We start from the raw sequence: 24,291 nt of genomic DNA, 5'->3' as shown, positions 1-24,291 counted from the left end.
CCAGAGGAGAGAATAGTGAAGCATACCTTGAAAGTGACATTATACTAAAAGCCTATTTAAGGGTCAGTAGTCTACTACATAATTATGAAGGCCAAAAATAATATATGTGTTTATGAAGTGGGACAGCGGAGACTCCTTAGGGATTAGCGAGACAGGTAAGACCCCACAGGAAGCGCAGCTGAAGAGGAAGCTTACCGCTCGCCCCTAGGAATGCGCAACTGTCCCACTTCAATTTAATATGAATTAATAAAAACATTAAAATTACACATGTTCAATAACTCAATACAAATCTATCAGCAAATAGTACCGCCAACTTCGCGAATATCTTCATGATCATGTGCAGCCGCAACTGCTGATAGTTTAATGCCTTCTACGATGGTATCAAGACTTAAGCTTGGTTGGTTGTTAGAGACGGCTTGCTCAGGGATGAAAGGAATGTGGATAAACCCTCCACGAATATGCGGCGCCTGATTAGCCAAATAATGCATGACGCCATAGAATAAATGGTTGCAGACAAATGTACCGGCAGTATGAGAGACCGCTGCTGGAATCCCGGCTTCTCTCATATCATGCACCATTCTCTTCACTGGCAGAGTGGACCAGTAGGCAGCCGGACCGTCTGCTGCAATCGGTTCATCAATGGGTTGATTCTTCTTGTTATCAGGGATACGCGCATCATCAATATTAATAGCAATCCGTTCAGGTGTAATTTGAGTGCGTCCACCAGCTTGTCCAACAAGAATTACCACATCGGGCTGGTGCTTTTCAATGGATTCCGTTACAACATTAATTGACTCATGAAAGACAGTAGGAACTTCTTGCGTAATGATGGTTACATCATCAATTTTTTGGCCTTCTAACTTTTTCACAGCTTCTAAAGCGGGGTTGACAGTATCACTACCAAACGGGTCAAACCCGGTAATCAGTACTTTTTTCTCCATTAGAACATTCCTCCTATTTAATTAGAAAATACATAAGAACGATATTGAAAGCTAATGCACATAATGCTGTGGGAATTTGGACTCGAATAACATGATTCTTATCCTTTAAATCTAGTAGAGCTGCAGGCACAATATTAAAGTTTGCAGCCATTGGTGTCATCAATGTGCCACAATAGCCGGCAAACATTGAAATAGCCGCTATTTGATTCGGATTTGCGCCGAATTGTTTGATCAATAACGGAATGGCAATGCCAGCTGCCATCACAGGGAACGCTGCAAATGCATTTCCCATAATCATCGTAAAGACAGCCATGCCGATACAGAACGCAAATACTACCCAGAATAAAGATGTCTCTGGTATAACTTTTGTGACCATATCTGAAACGACTTTGCCCACACCGGCAGAAGTGAAAATGGTTCCAAGAGTAGCTAATAGCTGAGGGAGTACAACTGCCCAGCCGATTGCTTCTAATAGTCTTCGTGACTCTTTAATGGTGGTTTTGGGTGTACTTTTTGTCAGAGCTACTGCTGCGAGGATTGCGATTAAACATGCAATGCCCAGTGATACAAGTGTAGGGTTAGCTGGATCTAATAATTGCAAGGAGCCAATTTTTACATTAACAAATAACTTAGAGCCTATAACCGTGATAATCGGTATTAATAAGGCAGGCAGGAATAACATATTTCCAAGTTTCTTCCGGCGTTCTTCACGTTGTCCTTCTGTGGCCTCTTCATATGAACCTTTCTTTAAACCGCCCAAGCCGACAATTAGCACCATAAGGATAACCATGATTCCTATGTAAAACGGCGGTATGACTTTGCCGAATAGTAGTGTAAGAGAATAAAGAAGATAGAATAAACCGGAGGAAATTCGGCGTGGGTTTGCTTTATCTAAAAAAGTATAGATGGAGCAACAAAACCCAATAATACCCATTATGATATAAATAAATTCAACTGAAAAAACCATTAGCTCACATCCTTTTTACTGATCGGTGGAGTGTTCTCTGTCTTGCCTCTTAGTTTCCGATCTAGCTTTTTATCGAAGAAATATAGTCTTATTGAGTGAACGATGAACACGAAAATAGCGGTCGGGATACCCCAAAGTGCCATCGATATAGGATCAGCTTCAATCCCGTTTTGATCAAAGAAGCCTTTCATCAGTAAAATAGCACCGACAGCTACGAAAATATCTTCTCCAAAAAAGAGTCCGATATTATCTGCTGCAGCAGCATGCGCTCGAATTTCTTCTTTTTCTTTTTCAGGCACTTCTCCGTATTTTGCTTCTGCTGCTCCTTCTGCCATAGGGGCGATAAGCGGTCTAACAGTTTGTGGATGCCCGCCAATGCTATTTAATCCAAGAGCGGCACCGATTTCGCGAATCAGCAAATAAATCGTAAGGATACGTCCTGCTGTAGCGGCTTTTATTTTTGAAACAAGATGTCCCGCCTGATTTTGTAAACCGCTTCTTTCTAACAGCCCAATGACGGGAAGTGTAACAATCAAAATGGACATATAACGATTTGTTGTAAAGGCTTCTCCAAATTGAGTAATGATCTCTTTTATAGGCATACCTGCAATTAAACCAGTTACTAAACCGGCGACAGTTACTACTACAAGAGAATTCAGCCTTAATGCAAATCCGATGATAATTAATGCAACGCCAATTAAAACCATATAAACTCTTCTTTCTCTTAGGAATTTTTTGAATATAAAAATACTAACAGATATAAAATAGGCTGAAAAGGGCTTGAGAAGTTTAATTTTAAAATAGTATTAATTATCTATAAATTAAATATAAATAGAAATATTAATAAATAAATAAAGACTTTATTCTATTTTAAATTGTTTAAATCTTTAAAATAAAATATACTATAATAGTATATTGATATTTATATTAGAAAAGCTATTAAATTAATGACTTTGCAAGGGGGGGAGTTAGATGGATTATACCTTGTCTCCAATGGGAGAAAGTGCAATCATCATCGAATTGGGAAATGAACTAAATTTATCGACGCATCAAAAGGTACAAGCCATTTCATCTTTTTTAGAGAATCATTCATTCCATTGGCTAATCGAATACATACCTGCATTTTCTACAGTAACTATTTTTTATAATCCGTTAAAAATAATGAATAATTTAAAAGGAGAGCTCCCATACCAATTTGTTTGCAATGAATTACATGAGGCATTATCAGACTTACCTGTGGACCAGCATACGGAAACGAGAATTGTGGAGATTCCGGTATGCTATGGGGAGCAATTTGGCCCGGATTTAGAATCTGTTGCCAAGTTGAACGGCTTAACGGCAGATGAGGTAGTTCAAATTCATTCTTCTGCAGAATACACTGTCTATATGATTGGGTTCGCGCCGGGATTCCCGTATCTTGGTGGTATGTCGGAAAAGATTGCAGCGCCCCGATTGCCATCTCCAAGGCTGAAAATTCCTGAAAGGACAGTTGGGATAGCTGGCAAACAAACTGGAATTTATCCGATTTCAACACCTGGTGGCTGGAATTTAATTGGACGGACACCAGTAGAGCTATTTCAACCAAATGCCGAAACGCCAAGTTTGTTGCGAGCTGGAGATAAAATTCGTTTCAAACCGATTAGCTATCAAGAGTACATAGAGTGGGGAGGGCAAGAAGGATGATCACCATAAAAAAACCTGGACTCCTCACAACAATTCAAGACCTAGGTCGGTATGGCTTCCAAAAATACGGGGTAGTTGTGGGGGGAGCAATGGATACCGTTGCACACCGGATTGCGAATTTGTTAGTGGGAAATGAAGAAAATGCTCCGACATTAGAAATAACACTTATGGGTCCTCATATAGAATTTCATGAAGATACACTTCTATCAATTTGCGGTGGTGATTTATCTCCTTCAATTAATGGAGAGGCAGTTTCAATGTGGAAAACCATTTATGTGAAAAAAGGAAGCGAGCTTCGATTTGGTGCGGCGAAGACTGGATGCAGAGTGAATTTGGGGATTGCGGGCGGATTGGCTGTACCCTCGGTTATGGGGAGCAAGTCAACATACCTCAAGGCTGGAATTGGTGGGTTTAATGGAGGAGCTATAAAACAGGGAGATAAAATTTCAACCGATTCAATTAGTGGAGTAGCGCAGCACATGATGGGTCAACTGAAAAAAGACATGAAAAATCAAACATTCGTAGAAGCTGAATGGTCCATTGCATCTGAGCTCATCCCTGCTTTTAAAAATGACCAAGTGATTCGTGTGATGAAGGGGCCTCACTACTCACTTTTTTCAACTTCAAGCCAAAATGCTTTTTTCTCCTCGCGTTTTGATGTTTCTACACAATCGGACCGTATGGGTTACCGATTAGAAGGAGTTCCATTGTCGTTAGCGCAACCGATTGACATGTTATCAGAGGCGGTAAGCTTTGGGACAATCCAAGTACCTTCAGATGGAAATCCGATTATTTTGCTTGCCGATCGCCAAACAACAGGTGGCTATCCAAAGATTGGGCAAGTTGCTGCTGTTGATTTGCCATTATTAGCTCAAGCGAAGCCAGGTGATACCATCCGTTTTACAGAAATTACACATGAAGAGGCCCAGATATTACTTTTACAAAAGGAAAGAAAAATACAATTACTAAAAAAAGCGATAGAATTGAAACTAAACGAGGGGGAATAAACATGCTTAAAGTTGATTTGAATTGTGATATGGGAGAGAGCTTTGGCACTTATAAAATGGGAAGAGATGAAGAAATTCTGGATTTCATCACTTCAGCTAATATTGCTTGCGGCTTTCATGCAGGAGACCCTGCGACCATGAGGAAAACGGTCCGTATGGCAATAGACAAAAATGTTGGTATTGGCGTACATCCAGGATTGCAAGATTTAGTCGGCTTTGGCAGAAGAAATATGCAAATTTCTCCGCAGGAAGCATATGACCTTGTTGTCTATCAAATAGGAGCAATTTATGCTTTTGCTAAATCAGAAGGCGGACAAATTCAACACGTGAAACCCCACGGTGCTTTATACAATATGGCAGCAAAAAATTCAACACTCGCGATGGCGATTGCAGAAGCCGTCTACAAAGTGGATCCAAGCATTATTTTATTTGGTTTAGCAGGAAGCGAGCTAGTCAAAGCAGGTGAAAAAATTGGCTTGCACACAGCAAATGAAGTATTTGCTGACAGAACATATCAAAGTGATGGCTCACTAACACCAAGAACTGAACCGCAGGCTCTCATTACGGACCGCGAAACAGCTGTGAAAGGCGTGATCCGCATGGTAAAGGAAGGGACTGTAGCGTCACTTCAAGGTATAGACGTCCCTATCCAAGCAGATACCATTTGTATTCATGGCGATGGAGAGAATGCACTGGACTTTGCTAGTTATATTTCTAGTAGCCTGCGGGAAGCTGGGATTGAAGTAACGAAGATTGCAAGCTTTAAGTGAATAACGCCTTGATAGTTGTGCTAAAAAAATTACATATATTCTTGAATGACAGAGGCATGGATTGTGACAACCTAATGAGCACCTACTACGCATCACTTCTTCTTGCCTCTTCCAAATAAAATTCCATCACATCTACGATAAATCGATTCAGTTTTCTATCTAGCTTTTTGTACATATAGCCAAAGGGATTGCGAATAAACTGCTTTTTGGTCTGTTGAATGGTTTCTTTGAAGGCCGTAAAACTAATATCTTCGAGTTGTTGTTTGCGAGATTGATATATTTCCCATTCCAGCAACGGCTTTAGTTGCTTGTACACCACATCTACAAACCTCTTTGTCTCTGATGTATTACCTGTGGTAGAAGCTAGATAATGAAAGATTCGATTACGTATGGATGTATTGAGCATCGGGTACGTATGTTTACCGTATTGATGTTTAGGATTAGAAGATAAAGATGGTTCCTGTTTGATTGTTTCAATTTCCGCCTTACTCTCAGAAGGGGTTTCAGCTTCCTCTTGATGTGCCAAAATCGATGTGTCATGGTAGGGTAAAATAGAAAAGATGTTGGCGCCTTTGATGCCATTCATCTTTTTTGTTTGGATGCGTTGGATAATTTGAAATTCTTCTAGGCGTTTAAGCGTACGGAAAACAGTTCTTACAGAAATGCTTAAAGCTGCTGCAATTGTTTGTGCTTTTAGGTGGCAGGCCCCCGGGTAATCCAATGCATGTGAAGCCATTTTATAAAGAATTGCCTTGTCTGATGGAGTAAAATTGTAGTAATGCTTGTGGATATGTTGTTCTACTACTTCGTCCATTTCTTGTACAGTTGTAAATGTGGCATAAGGTGCCAAATAATCAAATCGTGCCATTGTATTCTCCCTCTTTCCGCTTTTACATATTAAATAGAAGAAAGTGTGGAAAAGAGGACAACAAGAGAAAAAATTTTTTCGCTTTATGTGAATGATGATATCAGTCATGCTAAATAAATATATGTCTTCAATCTTCTTTCAGGTTGAAGGCTTTTTTATAAAGTAAATTTTTTCAGGGTGAATTTCATGCAGAGGAGGTAGAGCAAATGAAAATACTATTGGCGCCAGATTCATTCAAAGGTAGTTTAACAGCAATAGAAGCAGCGAATGCTATGAAAGAAGGAATACTGGAAGTTGACTCGAATATTAAAACAATTCTGTTGCCGGTGGCAGATGGCGGAGAAGGCACGATGCAAAGTTTATGTGATGCAACGAATGGCAAACTTATCCGCGTACTTGTAGAAGATCCGCTAGGGAAAAACGTCCAGGCAGCATATGGAGTGCTTGGTGATGGAGAGACATGTGTAATTGAAATAGCTGAAGCTTCAGGGCTTACTCGTTTAAATAAAGAGGCAATAAATCCGATAATGGCGTCTTCATATGGGACCGGACAATTGATCCAGCATGCATTAAATGCAGGGTATCGTAAATTTATCATTGGATTAGGCGGGAGTGCGACGAATGATGGGGGAGCAGGCTTGCTGCAGGCTCTTGGCATTCGTTTATTAAATGATGAAGGAGCAGACCTGAAAAAAGGTGGAGGAGCATTAGCTGATATAGCCTCCATAGATATGAATGGTTGGGATGCTCGCATTGCAGAATCTGAATTTATCATAGCATGTGATGTGAAAAATCCATTCATCGGTCCTAATGGAGCTTCAGTTATTTTTGGACCACAAAAAGGTGCTTCTGCTGAAGAGGTTGTTTTATTGGATTCTAGTTTAAAACGTTTTGCGGATGTGATTGAAAGAGAGATTGGCATTGCGTTACACGAGAAAGAAGGAGCAGGAGCCGCGGGAGGTGCTGGAGGAGCATTTCTAGCTTTTTTTGATGGACAAATGAGACAAGGTATTCAAGTAGTATTAGAAGCTGTTGATTTTGCTCACCATGTATCAGAAGCCGATCTTGTTTTAACTGGAGAAGGGAAAACAGACCTACAGACATTATCAGGAAAGGCGCCCATGGGAATCGCACAAGCAGCCAAAAAAGCAGGCAAACCCACTATTTTAATTTCTGGAACGATTGATGAGGATTGCCGATGTAGTCTTACACCCTATTTTACTGAAATCTATTCGGTTGTAGAAGAGAGCGTCTCAACGGAAAAGGCAATGGATGCAGCCTTTGTATTTTTGAAGGAGAAGACAAAAGAAGTGATGGCACGATTCGTATATAAAGAAAAAGGAAAGTAGTTCAACCCAGTGCTAGAGGGATATAGCTAATTGCATTGTAAATATTATTGAAAACGCTGAACTGGGAAGAATCAGCGTTTTTTTATTTCAATAATTTTCACTAAAAAATATCATTGTAAAGAATGTTCCATTCAGTGTACATTTAATGTGTAGAAATTGGAAAGAGAGGTTGAATAGTGAAAAGAATTATATTTATAGTGCTATCTATCATTGTTTTTATTACTACATTAGTCGGTATTAATCATTCATTTCACACATCAAATAAAACCCCTTTTCCAGTTGATAATGGAGTACTCTCACTAACAAATTGGAACACGAAAAGCGATCCTATTATTATGCTTAATGGAAATTGGGAGTTTTACCCGAACGAGTTGATTGAACCAAGGGCTAACAGGGATGTATTTAAAAGACACCAACAAATACAAAAACAAATTGCAGTTCCAGGTGATTGGAAGAAGGCTTTTTCAAATAAAACAAGCAATGGTTTTGGTACATATCGGTTAACTATTAAGGTTCCTACTGATGGAAGTTACGGAATACAAGCGAATTCTATCCGAAATTCAAGCAAAATTTATATTAATGGAGTGGAAGCAGGAGGAGCTGGGCAACCAGCAGAGCAAAAAGAAAATTTTATTTATAGTAATCAAAATTATACGGTCTTTGGTAAAAGTAGAAATAAGCAACTTGAAATCGTAGTTCAGGCAGCCAACTATACTTATCATACTGGTGGCATAGTTCATCCGCTCACTTTTGGAAGGAGCAAGGACGTTACAGCAAAGCAAGAATTAAGTGAATTAATAGAAGTAGGCATTATTACGGGTTTTATACTGATTGGTCTCATTCACTTTTTTACTTTTTTGCAGAGAAGAAGATATGTTGATGAATTATACTTTGCATTATTTTGTATCGTGTTGGGCATCTATAATTCAATGCTTAATAGCTATGTATTTTTCACTGTTTTCCCTTCTTTCACAGCGCATGAACAATCGCGCCTGCAGCTATCTGCTATCCATCTAGTCGTATTGTTTTTCTTGCTGTTCGTGTCCCGATTGTTTATAGAGCATACAAAGAGAAAAGTATCTATATTTTTAAGTATCTTACTGTGTGTCCAGCTCATAATCGTCAACACCTATAATCCATTAAGCTTCATCATTCCATCTATTTCACTATACGTTCGTCAAATAATGCTAGTAGCCATATTAGCTATCTGCTTTATCTATATTCTTCAAGTATTACTGAAAGCTTTCCTAGGAAAGAAAGAAGGATCGGAGTATTTATTGCTTACGATGACAACTTTCATGTGTTACGGATTGGTATTAGGGCTTAATTTCCTGTTTGAAATTGAAGCGAAAAGCATGCTGCCACTCTTAGGCTTACTGATGATTTTTAGCTTGTCGCTGCTTTTAAGTTACCGGTATCAAACAGCATATAAACGAATACAAAACCTCTCGGAAGAACTTCTGGTGCAGCATAGATTAAAGGATGAATTTTTAGTTCGTACATCGAGTGAATTGAGTACACCTATCGATACGATATTAAACAAATCCTTGGCACTTATGGAAGGAATTGATGGGCCTTTGAAGCGCTCGCAGCATGAAAAGGCTATTGCAATATATAATGAAGGAAAGCGAGTAGCGAGCCTAGTTGAGGACTTATTATTTGTTTCTAATTCAAAAAATAAAGATATTCTTACTAATCCACGCGCAGTTGATTTAAAAGTGGCAGAAGAAGTAATCGCTGAAATTCAATATATGTATGCACAGAAGATGAATGTAAAACTAATAAACCATATTAGGCATGATCTGCCCCTCATTTTTATAGATGAACAAAAGCTGAAACAAGTGCTAACTATTTTATTATCGAATGCCATTCATGCAACGAATCAAGGGACGATTACAATTGATGCAAAAGTAGTTCAAGAAGAGATGGAAATTTCCGTAACTGATTCAGGTATAGGGATTGCAAACGAGCATATAGAACTGATTTTTACGCCCTTTTACCAAATAGATAACCATACCAATGATCAAGAAGGCCTTGGCATAGGGTTAAGTATTGCGAAAAACACCATTGAACTTGCTGGAGGCAAAATAAGGGTGATCTCTGAAGTAGGAAAGGGTTCTTGTTTTACATTTACAGTTCCTCTATTGTCTAATGCAGTACTAGATATACAGACGGAGCAGTTAGATCCTGCAAGAGGAGAACAGCTTTACGCAGCTACCCTTCTTTCAGAAAATAGCGATAATTATCTCTACACTATATTAGTAGTAGATGGAGAATTAGGACAACGCAGGATAATTCAACAGATGGTTCAAGCGTTGCAATATAAAATCCTAAGTGCAAACAACGGTGAGGAAGCGCTAAATATCATTAAAAGGGAATCAATTGATTTGATTATCACGGATACATTGTTAATGGATATGTCAGGTTATGAATTGTGCCAATCTGTACGAGAAGAATATGGACCAATAGAACTGCCGGTCATCTTATTACAATCCGCTAAACACACATCGAATTTAGTATTATCTTTTCAGGTGGGTGCAAATGGTTACCTTCAAAAGCCTATTCAAAAAGAGGAGTTAAAGGCTCGAATCGAATCACTCCTACGTATGAAAAAATCAGCTCAAGATGCTTTACATGATGAACTGAGCTTCCATTATGCTCAAATTAAACCGCATTTCTTATATAACTCACTTAATACGATTATTGGTTTAAGCTATACAGATGAAGAAAAAACACGCGAGGCACTGCAGCATCTGGCAGTCTATTTCCGTGCGAAATTGGATTATCGGAGGCCAGAAGCTCTTGTCTCATTGGAAGATGAGATAGAACTTGTGGAGTCTTATTTGGCCATTGAAAAAATGCGTTTTGGCAGCAGGCTGAACGTTATCTTTGATATTGATGAAACAATTGATCAGACTATTCCTTCTATGACTATACAGCCGCTTGTGGAAAATGCAGTGCAGCATGGCATATCGAAAAATAAAAATGGTGGGACCTTGCTTTTGTCTATTCAGGAAGAGGCAGGATATATTCATATCACCATACAAGACGATGGAGTGGGAATGCCATTGGAAAAACAAAGGGAGCTTTTAGAAGGGCGAAGTAATCGTCTTGGTTTCACGAATCCGTTAAAGAAGTTAAAACTTATAAAAGGAACGGTTTTCCAATTAGAGAGTAAAAAAGGTAAAGGTACAAAAGTAACTATACAATTACCGAGGTGATAAACGGTGAGAGTCATGTTAATCGATGATGAAGAGATCGCATTGAACGTAACTGAAATGATGCTGAAAGAGTTTGATGATGTGAATGTAGTCGGGAGTTTTATGGATCCCTATGCGGCTCTAAAGATAATGGAAACATCACACGTAGATGTTGTTTTCTTAGATATTGAAATGGGTGATGTGCATGGGATCCATTTTGCCTCATTAATCACAAAGAAATTCAGTCATGTCCAAATTATAATGGTAACAGCCCATCCCCAATATGCCCTTGAGGCATTTGATGTAGATGCGGTTGACTATCTATTAAAGCCCATCAATAAGAAACGCCTGCAAAAGGCTATAGAGAAAGCCCGTCGTTCAATCGGGAAATCGGATGCGAATACAATGGAGGATACGGTCTCTTTCTATGCAGAAACTCTTGGGGGCTTTAATTTAGTAGATAACAAACAGAATCCATTGAAATGGCGTACCAAAAAGGTGAAAGAACTTTTCCTCTTTTTGTGGATGCGAAAGGGAATTCCTGTCCATAAAGCCATCGTAATGGAGAAATTATGGCCTGACACAAACCAGGAAAAGAAAATAAGTCTCCTTCATACAACAGTTTATCAGCTGCGAAAAAAGTTCAAAGAAAAAGGAGTGGAAAATGCCATTTCCTTTAATAATAATCACTATACTTTGAATGTATCGGTACGTAGTGATATCAAAGAGATAGAGAAAATCACCCAAGCTCAACAGCTATCGCCAACTGATACCGAAAAACTCCTACTACTCTATAAAGGTGATTTTTTAGAAGAGGAAGACTTTATATGGTCACTATCATTGCAGCATCAGGTAAGGCAGTCTGTATTACGTTATTTGGAAAGGTGTATATCTGTTTATAAAGATAGCGCATTGGTTGAAAGTTGTTTAAAGAAAATGCTAGATATCGATTGTTACCAAGAAGAATATATGTATAAATTGCTAGTATTCTACAAGCAAACGAAAAATGTGAGCGAAATGAAAACATATTATAAAAACATAGAAAGCCGATTAGAGGAAGAATTGGGAATTGAGGTCCCATTGAAAATCAAAGAGCTCTATCAGCAAACTATTTAGCATAAAAAATAACACTTACTACTATTAATAAGGTAGTAAGTGTTTTTTTGTTCAGAATTTGTTCAGTGGCGAAAAGGTATTGTGGATAAGGTATTTCTGAGACGAATAATTCATCCATAGAGATTTTGCAAACTATTATGCCTAACTTAGCAATACCGACGTATGTTGGAACATGCTATAAGGTGCTAGAGTTTGGTAGCGATCAAGACATTGATGCTATCTTTTGCACCTTGAAAGAAAAATAGTTATAGAGCAACTATGTTCCAAAATCAAAAAAATATTATAGGAGGTAATTATGAAGAGGATTAGCTTTATTGTATTAGCTTGTATGCTGATCTTGCAAAACTTTATAGGCCCATTGTCTGTGCATGCGGTTACTAATACCGACCAAAAGCAGAGTTTTAATGCTTCTATAAGTGCAGATCAGGAAGGAAAAGCTGTACTAAATTGGAATCTAACAGCTGGCTCTGGAAATGAGAATAAGGAGACATATACATTCCGGAGTGAGTATATATTCGATACAGGACAACAAGGGAGTTTACCTGTCGGGAGTTACTCAGTATCACCAGAAGGTGTCATTACTGTAATCGTAACAGCTGGCCAAGAGAAAGATGCCCAGGGAACAATTCCGCTTGCGGACATTCAGAAATCAACAACTAATCATGAAGATGACCCACCATCGGAAGAGTCTACTGATGAAGTGAAAGAGGTTACTAAAGAAAGCAAACCTCCGATAGTCAATATAGGCGAAGAAGACGGAACAGCTGTGAGTAAAGAAGAGACAAAAGATGAGAAAAGCCAAGAAGCTGTAAAAGAAGGAGCGAATGTTCCGGAAGATGAGACTACACCTACAGTGGAAATTGAAAAGACAGTTCCTGCATCCCATATCTCGAAAATTACTGTACTAGTAGACAAGGTCACAGGTGGGAAAGAGGATATCAGCCATATCCCAGATTACCAGGCTCGAAATGGGGACGCTGTTACTTTAAACTTTGAGTTATTAATAGAAGCCGGCCACAAATATGGTGAAGGTTCAACCTTAAGATATAAATTACCAGAAATATTCACGAATATAAAAGGTAATGGAGAGGTCGGAAGCATTGGTTCATTCAAGGTTGAAAATGGCGAAGTAGTGATTACCTTTAATGGATCTATTCGGGATGATGCAAACCAAGGTATTGAAATTCATAATGCAAGCTTTGCAATTGGTGCCCAATATAGTGAATCTAATACTCAGCTAGAATACGACCTAGTATTGCCTGGTCAAGAAACAATCAAATTGCTTTTTAAACCAAAGGATGGAAATGCCATTACTAAATCGGGTAAGCCCGAAAATAATGGCAAAAGCAGTAGTTCAATTGAATGGACAGTTGACATCAATACAAAATTAGACGAACTCTCAAGTGCATCTTTTAAAGATGTACTGTTACAAGGAAGTCCTGGGAAACATAAATTTGGTAAAAAGCTTTCAGTTATTGAGCTAATCGTGAATGCAAAGGGAGAGGTTGCAGAGGGATCTGAAGTATCTGTTACACCTATCTATAACGACGATAGAACTGAAGTTTCTTTTGATTTATCAAAGGGGAAAAAAGCGTATCGTATCCAATATGACAGTGTGATAGATGAGGGAGATTCTGATTCAGGAAGAGCTACCTATAAAAATACAGCATCTATAACAAATAGTGGTTCAACACAAGAAGCGTCGAATAGTCAAACAGTAAACTGGGGTCCTCCTATTGAGAAGTCAGTAAAGTCAGATGGGTATGGAACCAAAGCTGTGTGGACGATTAAGTATAACTATAACCGAAAAACCATTGTGAAAGATAAAGCTATATTGACGGATGTTATAACAGGGGATCATAAAATCAATAATGCGAGCGACGTCAAGGTCTATAGTGAAGATAATGAACTCATCGATGCTAGCTTGTATCATGTAGACGTTAATTCCGATGGAAAAGGGTACACCCTATCATTTAATCAAGATATTGACAAAACACCTTACCAAATTATATATAAGACAGAGAAAACAGATTATTTTACTAAGGGTGGAAAAGTTAGCAACATTATTACAAGAAAAGATAATAATAAAACCAGCAGTGCATCATTTAATTACAGCAATCCAAGTATCGTGAAATCCACAACAGGAACAAACTACAATGCGAAAACTATTGATTGGAAAATAGATGTCAATAAAGATTCGTATGAAATGAATAACATTGTTATCACTGATACCTATGAGGGTGTAGGTATGAAGTTTAAAGAAGGCTCTTTAAAAGTAATAGGCTTAAATGAAGATGAGTATGAATTTGAGGATCAGGGGAATAAAGGTTTTAGCTTCAAAGTTAAAGGAACAATCAGTAAGCCATTTACAATAACTTATACGACTGATTATGAAATAAAAGATATTGGTGCTAATGACAGGAAGTATATAAACAAAGCAGGCATCGCTTGGGAAACCAATAGCAAAAACTATACATCAAATGCTGAAGCTACTGCCAACATTAGAGAAGAACAAAAAGCAAACGGTTATAAGAAAGGCGTTTATAACTATAAAGAGAAGACCTTCAAATGGACTGTTGGAATTAATTTCAATGGTAACACAATTGAGAATGCTATATTTAAAGATCAGTTACCAGAAGGTCATGTTGTAAGCCAGGTTGAAATAAAACCAGTAATTGTGAATCCGAATGGGACAGTTTCTCCAGATGAAAGTGGAATACCAATTACAAGTAAACCTGATTTGAAGGGTAATAAGATTGAAATTGCTCTAGGAAAGATTACAGGTGCCTATGAAATCACATATACATCTGAAATAGAAAATGGGATTTTCCCTGTTACCGTGGGTAATTATAGAGCGAAAAATACAGCAGAGCTATTCGATGGTGAAAATAAAAATGCCAGTTGGATAGATGAGGTTACTGTCAATTATACAGATGAAACACTTTCAAAAGATGGGAAAGGGAAAAATGCTACATCACAAATTGATTGGAATTTGAAATTAAATTATGGACAATCTAAATTATCTAATATATTTATTTCAGATGCAGTAGGAAAAGATGCAGATGGAAATCCAAATCAATTAATTTTAGAAGATTCCTTCAAAGTATACGAAGTTACTTTAGCGGGTGAATCAAAAAATAGCAAACCAGCTGAAACAAAAACTTTACTAGAAGATGGGTATATTGTAAGAGTAGATAATGCCGAAGGCTCATTTACACTTACATTTAATGAACCTATAACTAAAGCCTATTATATTGAATACAGCACCATTTTCTTAGGAGCACCGAATGATATTGTCGAGAATGGAGCAACTCTTCGTTATGATGGTATTACGACAGGAAAAGAAGAAGTAAAAACAAAGAAATTTAATTATTGGTTTAGTGGATCGGGATCTACAAAAAAAGTACCGTTACAGCTAAAAAAAGTAGATGAGGCTACGCATGAAGTTTTGCCAGGAGCAAAATTTGCTCTTTACAACAAAGACAAAATTAAGCTTACAGAAGGCACTACGAATGATAATGGCGAGCTGCTTTTCCCTGTAAAACTAGGTGAAGGGAAATATGATTTAAAAGAGATAGAAGCACCTACAGGATATCTAAAAAATCCGGCTAAAGAGATTGAGTTGAAAATAGCTTCTTTAAAAGACGGAGTTCAATATGAAACTGTTACAAATAAAAAAATTCGTCAGGCAATTGAATTGACTAAAACAGATGCAGAAGGCACTCCACTTTCAGGTGTTGAATTTGAACTTAGACAAAAAGACGAATCAGGTGAGTACAAAGTAGTTACTGGCTACGAAAAATTAACAACCACCGAAGAAGGAAAAATTAATGTTGATGAGTTGGAGCCAGGAGATTATCAACTAGTTGAAACCAAAGCGCTATCTGGCTATTGGTTAGATCAAAAGCCAATGGACTTCAAAGTGGTAAAGGATCAAACGGAACCGACAAAAGCAACCATGAAGAATGACAAACAGGGTGAGTTGATTGTAAAGAAAGTTGATGCAACTGATACGTCAAAACCATTAGCAGGAGCGGAGTTTGCGCTTTATGACGGAAATGTAGAAATTGCGAAAGCAGTAACAAACGAATCAGGTATTGCAACATTCTCTCCTATTAAATATGGTGAATACACACTGAAGGAAACAGAAGCACCCGCAGGTTATTTAATGAATAACGAAATTGCTACTGGTATAAAAGTGAAAATTGATTCACCAATTGTAGAGACAGAACCGATTAAAAATGAAAAAATCCTCAATGCGTTTAAATTAATTAAAAAGGATGAAGAAAACGGTAATTTCTTAGCAGGAGCGGAGTTTGATTTACTTTATAATGATAAAGATGAGATAGTAAAAGATAAAGAGGGAATAGAACTTAAAGGCCTTAAAACAAATCAAGATGGTGAAATTCAAGTTGGCCATCTTGAACCAGGGAATTATCGTCTGATCGAAACAAAAGCCCCGAAATATTATTTGTTAGACAAAAAAGAACATCCATTTACCATTACTAAAAATCAAACAAAGTTCACAGAGGTATTTGCTACAAACAAACGTGGTAAAGGGCAAATAAAAATTGAGAAAGTTGATGCTTCAGATCATTCTATTCTTTTAGATAATGTGGAATTTGTGCTAACAAATGAAAAGGGAACAGTTAAAAAAACTGCCACAACAGATAAGGGAATTGCAACATTCACAGATTTACCGTATGACACGTATACAATTGTGGAAACCAAAGCACCTTCTGACTATTTATTAGATTCAAAAGAACAAACAATCGTTCTAGATTCAGAAAATCAAACAGACAATGCAATTGTTTCTAAAATGATTGAAAATAAAAAAGCGAATCGTTCAGTTTTGTTAACAAAATATAATGAAGATAAAACATTAAGACTTAAAGGTGCTATCTTTGAGTTAAGAAAAGCAACAGATAATGTGGATCAAAACAACAATCCTATTTATGAAGTAGTAAAAGGAATTGATGTTGAAAAACTTACATCAGATGAAACCGGTCAAATTTTCCTACAAGATTTGCCGGTTGGAAAATATCGATTGGTTGAAATTAAGGCGCCTTCTGGCTATCAATTAAATCAAACACCAATTGAATTTGATATAGTGGATCAACAAAAAGAAACAGTTTACCTTGAAAAAACAAATAGCAGAATACCTTGGAGTGGAGGAGGGTCACCAGGCGAACCAGAAAAGCCTACAACACCAGAACAACCAGGTGAACCAGAAAATCCAAGTAAACCGGAAGAGCCAACAAAACCAGAAGAACCAGGTAAACCCGAAAAACCAGGTGAGCCTGAAGAACCAACAAAGCCTGAAAAACCAGGAAAACCTGAACATCCAGACAACCCAGAACAACCAGGTAAACCGGAAAATCCTCATAAACCTGAGGATCCGAATAAGCCAGATCAGCCAAGTACATCATCTGATAAACCAAATGTTCCAGGAAATTCGAATAATCCTAATAAGTATACAAATACAACTCTTGAAACATTTGGAGGAAAAGCCTTGCCACAAACAGGTGAAGGGTATTCTCTAAACATGATAGTTGGAGGAATTGCCTCAAGTATACTGGGCCTTTGGATGATTCTCTATAGTTTTAGAAAAGTTAGAAAATCATTTGGTAAAAATAATTAGTTTTCTACTTAGGCACTTGCCACTATTAAAAGGTGGTAAGTGCTTTTTTGTTCAGTTTTTGTTCAGTGCTTTAATGGTAGGATTGTCAAGGTGTCCTAATAAAGGTTTCCGAAAATTATTGTATGAAATGGAGTTGTTTTTTTAACAATTTTATATAGAATTTCCTGTATTTTTTGCTATACTATGAAAGTTGAAATTGATTCGAAAGATACAATAGAGGAATTATTTCAAATGAAGTAGAAGTAAGAATAGAACATTATACTTATGTCTAAAAAATAGTTTTTATTAGAAAGTGTGTTTTAGGCATTAAGAATTATTGAGAGGAATATAATTAATAACCCCTATAAACCTAGTGATAATAAGGGTTTCAGGGGCGTTATAAGGAGCCAACGTGCTTACTATGAAGATACGAGGAGAAACAGTATGAAAGTATTAATAACAGGGGGCTATGGTTTCATTGGTTCGCATGTAGCTGACCGCTTTCATAAGGAAGACCATGAAATATTTATTATTGATGATTTATCATCAGGCAAAAAAGAGAATATCACCTTTAAACACAAAGGATACGTACTTTCTGTTGATGATCCAAAATGTGAAGAAATTTTTAAAGCGGTCCGATTTGATATTGTCATTCACCTAGCGGCTCAAATAAGTGTCGTAAAATCCTTTAATAATCCTTTGTTAGATACAGAATCTAATGTTGTTGGGCTTGTAAATATATTATCACTTTCTCAAAAGTATCATGTGAAGAAGTTTATATTTGCTTCATCTGCAGCTGTATATGGTGTGAACGGGGAATTGCCTTTATCAGAAGAAGAGGAATGTGCACCCATATCACCATATGGAATCAGCAAATGGATTGGTGAAACGTATTGTGAAAAGTGGAACGAAATATATGGGTTTGAAACTGTGTGTTTTCGTTTTTCAAATGTATATGGTCCTCGTCAGAATAGTAAAGGCGAGGGTGGGGTCGTTTCTAAGTTTGTAAACAACACATTAAATAGCGAAGCACTGAAGATTTTCGGAGACGGCGAACAAACGAGAGATTTTATATATGTCGGCGATATTGCGGACGCTATATATAGGTCGACCAATGCTCCTATTAGTGGAGTCTTTAATCTATCCACAAACACAGAAACAAGCATTAATGACTTAGCACAAATCTTTCAGGATATACATGGAAAAGTAAAAGTAAATATGCTGCCTGGAAAAGAAGGAGATATCCGCCACTCTGTTTTAAATAATAGAAAGCTCATGAACGGAATCGATTGGAGTCCACTTTATGATATTAGGACTGGGTTGGAAAAAACCTATCAATGGGCTACAAGAGATCGGGCGCAAAAAGAAATAGCAGCTACTACTGTAGAAGCAACAGATAAGCCGAAGAATTTTGCGCATGTAGTAATGCCTTTTAAAGCTTATATAGAAAATATAGTAGTTTTCCTTATTATCGCATGGTTTGTGCTGATAAATGATATATCTATTTTTAATACAACAGAAATTGGTGTTTTTTATATTATGATTTTTGGTGCTATGTATGGTATTAAACAATCTATCTTGTCTGTCGGCTTATCAATTGGACTATTAACCATAGAGAAACTGTTTGAGGGAAGAGAGTTTATATCTTTATTGTACGATACATCATTTTTCTTCCAGGTTGCTTTATTCTTATTTATCGGATTAGTAGTTGGCTACTCTGTGCAACGTAAAACAAATCGTTTACAAGAGCAGCGACAAAAAATGACTGAGCTGGAACAACGCTATGAGTTTTTAGAAGGCATCCATACAGAAACTCGAGAGGTCAAGGATGAGCTGCAATTACGTCTATTAAATAGCGAGGATAGTTTTGGTGAAATTTATTCTATTATTAAAGAGCTAGATGAATTAGAGCCGGAGAAGGTATTTTCAAAAGCTGTTCAAGTTGTAAAGCAGGTAATGGACGCTGATAATGTTTCAATTTATGTCTTTAATCGTAACCAAGCATTTTTAAGATTAGTAGCGAATACAAACTTCTCTCAATCGGCTCAAAAGAATTCGATTAAAGCAAACGAATACGAATATATACAACATGTATTGCAAACAGGCACTATCTTTGTAAATAAAGAGTTGTGGCTGGATACGCCTATTATGGCAGCACCCATCTATCGCAACAATAAGATTTCTGCTGTGATTACAATCGACTGGATGGAATTTAAACATATGTCACTCTACCATGAAAATTTATTTAAAATTACAACAGAGCTCGCTGGTTCGGCATTAGATAGAGCATTGCGTTATATAGAGGCGACAGAGGCCAACCGATTTATTCCTGAAACGAATGTCTTATATCTAGAAGTATTTAAAAGTATATTAGAAAGCAAGAAGGAACAAAAAGATAAGTACGGTATGCCGTATGCAGTGCTTGAGGCTTTTGTTGTTCAGCAAGAGATAGGTACTTATGCAAATAAATTATCAAATTTATTACGAGAAACTGATTATATTGGCATGTTAGACCAGAATCGGATGGGTGTCATTCTTTCGAATACAAATCAGAATGATGTGGAGTTAATTTTATCCCGTTTTGAGGCAAATAATATTTCTATGCGCTTGTTAGAAGGGGAAATGTAAAAATGCTGTACCTCTATCTTATTTATGTAATAGTCTCTGCTATTATCCTTGCGTTGGCTAAAAGAAATGTGAAGGAATGGCTTTTAGGGTTGACGCTTGTATCCTTTTTACCGTTAATTGGCTGGTTGTTACCTAGCATTTGGCCAAAAAAGTTTATTCCAAATGAGGGTAAATCTTTAGAGGATTATATGAATGAGCAAACGAATGATATAGAAATTGAGTTATTAACAAAAGAAGAAAGTGTAAAGCGTGAAAAAGAATTGAATGTGATTCCGATTAAAGAAGCATTGGTTATCAATGATTTTACGACGAGAAGGAAATTGATGCTCGATGTTTTAAAGAAGGACACCATGCAATATATTGATGTCATCAAAATAGCTGTGCTAAATGAGGACTCGGAAACTTCTCACTTTGCTGTAGCTGCTGTCATGGAAGTAAAACGAAAACTATCTCTTTCACTTCAGCGTTTTTCTGTAGAATTTGAAAAGAATCAGCAGAACACAACGGTTGCTAGATCATATGCGCAGGTTGTGAAAGAATACATGGCAAGCGGATTTTTAGATGATCACACGTTAAAGAAGTATAAGTATATTTACATCCAGGCTGTAGGGATATTGATTGAAAATGGGCAAGGTGAATCAGAGATTTATGAAGAGAAGATGAGAGTAGAAATGGAATTGCACGAATACCAAGAGGCTGAGAAGACAGGGCTTCAATACTTGGAAGCCTACCCTTTGAATGAGGAGCCCTACCTGTTTCTGATGGAGTACTATTACAGAACAAAATCTAAAATGAAGATGCAGGAGATTTTAGATGAATTGATGAATTCAACAATCCAATTTTCCAATCGTGCTCTTACCGTCGTGAGATACTGGTCGGGAGGAAGTAAGCATGAACTTCAAAAGTAAGGAATTAAGAAAAGTATATATTATTCTATTTCTTTTATTTGCCTGTGGTCTTTTACTCTTGTTTTCTCGTTCACAAACCGTTTTGAAAGCTCAAAAAGCAGATCATCCACAAAGAAATCAATATTTGGCAACGATGAAGAACCAGCGGAAGACACCTCAGCTAACCGGAGATAATTATTGTATAGCATATAATTCTTCAAGCGATTATAACAGGAAGCTAAAAGCGAATGCTGAAAAAGCGCTTGAAAATATGAAAAAGCGAACCACAATTTTTGATACGAAGGAACACCGAGTGAAGTTAAAGGATTGTAATACCACAATTCTAGCTACCGAGCATTTAAAAGATCTTGGTTCTGTAGAGACTATTGAAAAATATGTACAGAATGGTGGCTTTGTCCTCTTGATGTCAGTACTTAATCAGGATGCAGAATATCAAATTTTATATCGGAAATTAGGTATCTCGAGTTTTGGAGATTATGTATCACCACAAGGTATTCACCTATTGTCGAATGTACTAATTGGAGAAAAAGGATATAAAGTCGACGATGATTTTATAACAAACGATTCGATCAGTCTGGACCTTGATGATCAAACAGAATTGCTTGCTGAAAGTGCAGATAAAACGCCGCTCCTCTGGAAAAGTAAATATGGCGAAGGGGCATTTATGATTTTCAATGGGACTATCATGCAAGAAAAGATTAGTCGTGGTCTATTTACAGGTGCCTTAAGTCTATTACTTCCTGATTTTATTTATCCTGTGTTTAATGAAAAGCTGTTTTATATTGATGATTTTCCCGCACCTATTCCAAAAGGCAGGAATGCTGCTATATCAAAGGAATATCAGCGTGACATCCCATCTTTCTATAATGAAATTTGGTGGCCGAATATGCTGAAAACAGCGAAGAAGTATGGTTTTAAATACACTGGTGGGATTATTGAATCGTACACAGATGTAGTAACACCTCCTTTTGATAGTGTAGAAGATAAAGATAGCCATTACTTAATTGCCTTTGGTAGAGAATTATTAAAAAGCGGCGGAGAATTAGGCTTTCATGGATTTAATCATCAATCGCTTGTTTTAGACTCAAAAGTATCTTCAGCATATGGCTACAAGGTGTGGAAGGATGAAGAGGATATGTCGGATTCCATTCGTGAACTCAGCGCGTATGTAAGCAGGGCATTCCCAAATTACAAGATTACTAGCTATATTCCGCCATCCAATGTACTGTCTGAAGAAGGAAGACGTGCTTTAAAGGCAGCTTGGCCAGATTTGACTGTCATAAGTTCTGTATATAGAGAGGATATGACGGGGCTCGGCTATGTCCAAGAGTTTGAGATTGCAAAAGATGGCATTATTGAAATGCCTCGAATTACATCAGGCTATTTTGAGAGCGGATTTGATCGGTGGTCCATCGCTAATACTGTTACAGAGTTAGGGTACTTTTCTCATTTTGCCCATCCCGATGACGTGATTAGTGAAGATCGCAGCAATAATCTTGGCTGGAAAGAGATGTATGATGAGTTTGATCAATACATGGCAAGAATTAAAGGAACGTATCCGTGGCTGCGAGCTAATACATCAACAGATGCAGCTTATGAAGTAGCCAATACACTGCAAATGCAAGTGGAATGGAAGCATACGAAAAATCGTTTGGAAGGTCATATTAGCAACTATGCGCCGAACCAGTTTTATATCCTACGAACAGATAAGAAGCTGAATAGATTAGAGCATTGTGAAGCTACAAAGATTGATACACATACGTACTTAATAGAAGCAAAAAAGGCAGATTTCAAAATTGATTTGGGGGAATCCTGATATGCGCATATGCTTGATAGCTGAAGGATCTTATCCATATGTGGCGGGCGGTGTTTCTAGCTGGATTCACAGTCTTATGACAACAATGAAGGAGCATGAATTTATCATTTATGCTATAGGAGCAGAAACGAAACAAAAGGGACAGTATAAATACCAGTTGCCGCCAAATGTAGTGGAATTAAAAGAGATATTTTTAGATGAATATTTATATGAGAAAAAGAAATGGGGGAAAAGGTATAACCTTTCGACTGTACAGAAAGAGTCCCTCATTTCGTTAATCAATAATGATGTAAAAGTGCCCTGGAACGAGTTATTTGATTTGATACGAAGCAAGAAGTTTTCTAATGTAGGCGAATTTTTATCAAGCAAGGATTATTATGAACTGGTCGAATTTATGGGGAAGAATGAATACACGCAAGCACCTTTCACTGAACTATATTGGACGATCAGCTCTATGTTGCTACCTCTCATATCCATCATCCAGCATGAGGTCCCTAAAGCGGATATCTATCATGCTGTCTCCACAGGATATGCAGGTGTAATAGGGACATTAGCCAAGCATCTATACCAGAAGCCATTGGTCCTGACAGAGCACGGGATCTATTCGCGTGAAAGAGAAGAAGAAATTATTAAAGCAGATTGGGTTAAAGGATATTTCAAAGATATTTGGATTAACTACTTTTACACTTTATCAAGCTCTATTTATCATGCTGCAGACCAAGTCGTGACACTCTTCAACCGTAACAGAGAAATCGAAATAGAATTAGGCTGCCCTGATGAAAAAATTCAGCTTATTCCGAATGGTGTTGAGTGGAAGGATTATCAACAGCTAGAAGTAAAATCCGATACTCAACATATTCAAATTGGAGCAATCGTCAGGGTCGTGCCTATTAAAGATATTAAAACAATGATCCAAAGCTTTGCATTAGTAGAAAAGAAGGTTCCAAATGTTGAGCTATATATCATGGGCCCGACTGATGAGGACTCTGAGTACTACGAGGAGTGCCTTCAATTGGTAGAAGCTCTCGAAATAAAAAATATTGTTTTTACAGGTTTAGTCAATATCAAAGACTTTTTAGGGCAAATAGACTTTTTCCTATTAACTAGTATCAGTGAAGGCCAACCATTGGCTATTCTTGAAGGGTTAGCCTGTGAGAAACCCTTTGTATGCACAAATGTTGGTGGATGCAAAGAAATGCTGTTTGGCGGATTAGATGATGATTGTGGTCAGGCAGGATTTATTGCACCGGTTATGCATTATGAAGAAATCGCGCATTACATGATTGAACTGTGCAATAAACCTGAATTACGCAGAGAATTTGGAAAGAATGGATTGGAACGAGTGAAACATTTTTATACCAGATCTGCTTTGATATCAAACTATCGACAATTATATCAATCGATAGGAGAGGAATAGA

The 24,291-nt window shown here is 37.4% G+C and carries 15 protein-coding genes; 11 read left to right on the top strand and 4 right to left on the bottom strand.

Annotation, left to right across the window (positions count from 1 at the left end; all coding sequences use genetic code 11):
- Nucleotides 1-293: 293 nt before the first annotated feature.
- Genes pcp through RCJ93_RS08655 form a run of 3 tightly spaced genes read right to left on the bottom strand, consistent with a single transcriptional unit; the run spans nt 294 to nt 2,615 of the window.
- Nucleotides 294-941 carry a pyroglutamyl-peptidase I gene (gene pcp, locus RCJ93_RS08665; protein ID WP_150283576.1) on the bottom strand — a complete coding sequence of 216 codons (648 nt, stop codon included), beginning with the start codon at nt 939-941 and terminating at the stop codon, nt 294-296.
- A 13-nt stretch (nt 942-954) separates the two neighbouring features.
- Nucleotides 955-1,908, bottom strand: a complete 954-nt coding sequence (locus tag RCJ93_RS08660) for a DUF979 domain-containing protein (protein WP_147195164.1) — start codon at nt 1,906-1,908, stop codon at nt 955-957.
- Nucleotides 1,908-2,615 carry a DUF969 domain-containing protein gene (locus RCJ93_RS08655; protein WP_147195162.1) on the bottom strand — a complete coding sequence of 236 codons (708 nt, stop codon included), beginning with the start codon at nt 2,613-2,615 and terminating at the stop codon, nt 1,908-1,910. Before RCJ93_RS08655 ends, RCJ93_RS08660 begins: the two co-directional genes overlap by 1 nt.
- 265 nt (nt 2,616-2,880) lie before the next feature.
- On the opposite strand from RCJ93_RS08655, the gene pxpB reads away from it, so the two are divergent.
- Genes pxpB through RCJ93_RS08640 form a run of 3 tightly spaced genes read left to right on the top strand, consistent with a single transcriptional unit; the run spans nt 2,881 to nt 5,368 of the window.
- Nucleotides 2,881-3,591 carry a 5-oxoprolinase subunit PxpB gene (gene pxpB / locus RCJ93_RS08650; RefSeq protein ID WP_150283577.1) on the top strand — a complete coding sequence of 237 codons (711 nt, stop codon included), beginning with the start codon at nt 2,881-2,883 and terminating at the stop codon, nt 3,589-3,591.
- The gene (locus RCJ93_RS08645) at nt 3,588-4,598 is read left to right on the top strand and encodes a 5-oxoprolinase subunit C family protein (RefSeq protein ID WP_150283578.1); all 1,011 of its coding nucleotides are present in this window, start codon (nt 3,588-3,590) and stop codon (nt 4,596-4,598) included. The genes pxpB and RCJ93_RS08645 overlap by 4 nt, the downstream gene beginning before the upstream one ends.
- 2 nt (nt 4,599-4,600) lie before the next feature.
- On the top strand, nt 4,601-5,368 hold the full coding sequence (locus RCJ93_RS08640; RefSeq protein WP_150283579.1) for a LamB/YcsF family protein: 768 nt from the start codon (nt 4,601-4,603) through the stop codon (nt 5,366-5,368).
- 85 nt (nt 5,369-5,453) lie between these two features.
- On the opposite strand, the gene RCJ93_RS08635 is transcribed toward RCJ93_RS08640, so the two are convergent.
- A complete protein-coding gene (locus tag RCJ93_RS08635) occupies nt 5,454-6,236 on the bottom strand; it encodes a helix-turn-helix domain-containing protein (RefSeq protein ID WP_446738834.1) in 783 nt (260 codons plus the stop codon).
- 206 nt (nt 6,237-6,442) lie between these two features.
- Here RCJ93_RS08635 and RCJ93_RS08630 point away from each other — a divergent pair, with 206 nt between their 5' ends.
- The 8 genes from RCJ93_RS08630 to pelF all read left to right on the top strand — a co-directional run bounded on the left by RCJ93_RS08630 (nt 6,443) and on the right by pelF (nt 24,290).
- Nucleotides 6,443-7,585, top strand: coding sequence for a glycerate kinase (locus tag RCJ93_RS08630; protein ID WP_150283581.1), 1,143 nt, complete (start codon nt 6,443-6,445; stop codon nt 7,583-7,585).
- Nucleotides 7,586-7,761: 176 nt separating this feature from the next.
- The gene (locus RCJ93_RS08625; protein WP_150283582.1) at nt 7,762-10,806 is read left to right on the top strand and encodes a hybrid sensor histidine kinase/response regulator; all 3,045 of its coding nucleotides are present in this window, start codon (nt 7,762-7,764) and stop codon (nt 10,804-10,806) included.
- A 15-nt stretch (nt 10,807-10,821) separates the two neighbouring features.
- On the top strand, nt 10,822-11,901 hold the full coding sequence (locus RCJ93_RS08620) for a response regulator (RefSeq protein WP_223823571.1): 1,080 nt from the start codon (nt 10,822-10,824) through the stop codon (nt 11,899-11,901).
- A 295-nt stretch (nt 11,902-12,196) separates the two neighbouring features.
- Entirely contained in the window at nt 12,197-17,542 is a 5,346-nt protein-coding gene (locus RCJ93_RS08615) for a SpaA isopeptide-forming pilin-related protein (protein WP_446738833.1), read from the top strand.
- Between the two features lie 423 nt (nt 17,543-17,965).
- The gene (locus tag RCJ93_RS08610; RefSeq protein WP_446738832.1) at nt 17,966-20,149 is read left to right on the top strand and encodes an NAD-dependent epimerase/dehydratase family protein; all 2,184 of its coding nucleotides are present in this window, start codon (nt 17,966-17,968) and stop codon (nt 20,147-20,149) included.
- A gap of 2 nt (nt 20,150-20,151) precedes the next feature.
- Nucleotides 20,152-21,057 carry a hypothetical protein gene (locus tag RCJ93_RS08605; RefSeq protein ID WP_446738831.1) on the top strand — a complete coding sequence of 302 codons (906 nt, stop codon included), beginning with the start codon at nt 20,152-20,154 and terminating at the stop codon, nt 21,055-21,057.
- Nucleotides 21,041-22,873, top strand: a complete 1,833-nt coding sequence (locus RCJ93_RS08600) for a DUF2194 domain-containing protein (RefSeq protein WP_446738830.1) — start codon at nt 21,041-21,043, stop codon at nt 22,871-22,873. Before RCJ93_RS08605 ends, RCJ93_RS08600 begins: the two co-directional genes overlap by 17 nt.
- Nucleotide 22,874: 1 nt before the next feature.
- Nucleotides 22,875-24,290 (top strand): GT4 family glycosyltransferase PelF, encoded by a 1,416-nt coding sequence (gene pelF, locus RCJ93_RS08595; protein ID WP_446738829.1) that lies wholly within the window; start codon nt 22,875-22,877, stop codon nt 24,288-24,290.
- Nucleotide 24,291: the final 1 nt, after the last annotated feature.

This window comes from Rummeliibacillus sp. BSL5 (assembly GCF_052928305.1).
The sequence above is the reverse complement of the archived record's forward strand: the minus strand, read 5'-3'. Positions and strand labels throughout refer to the sequence as shown.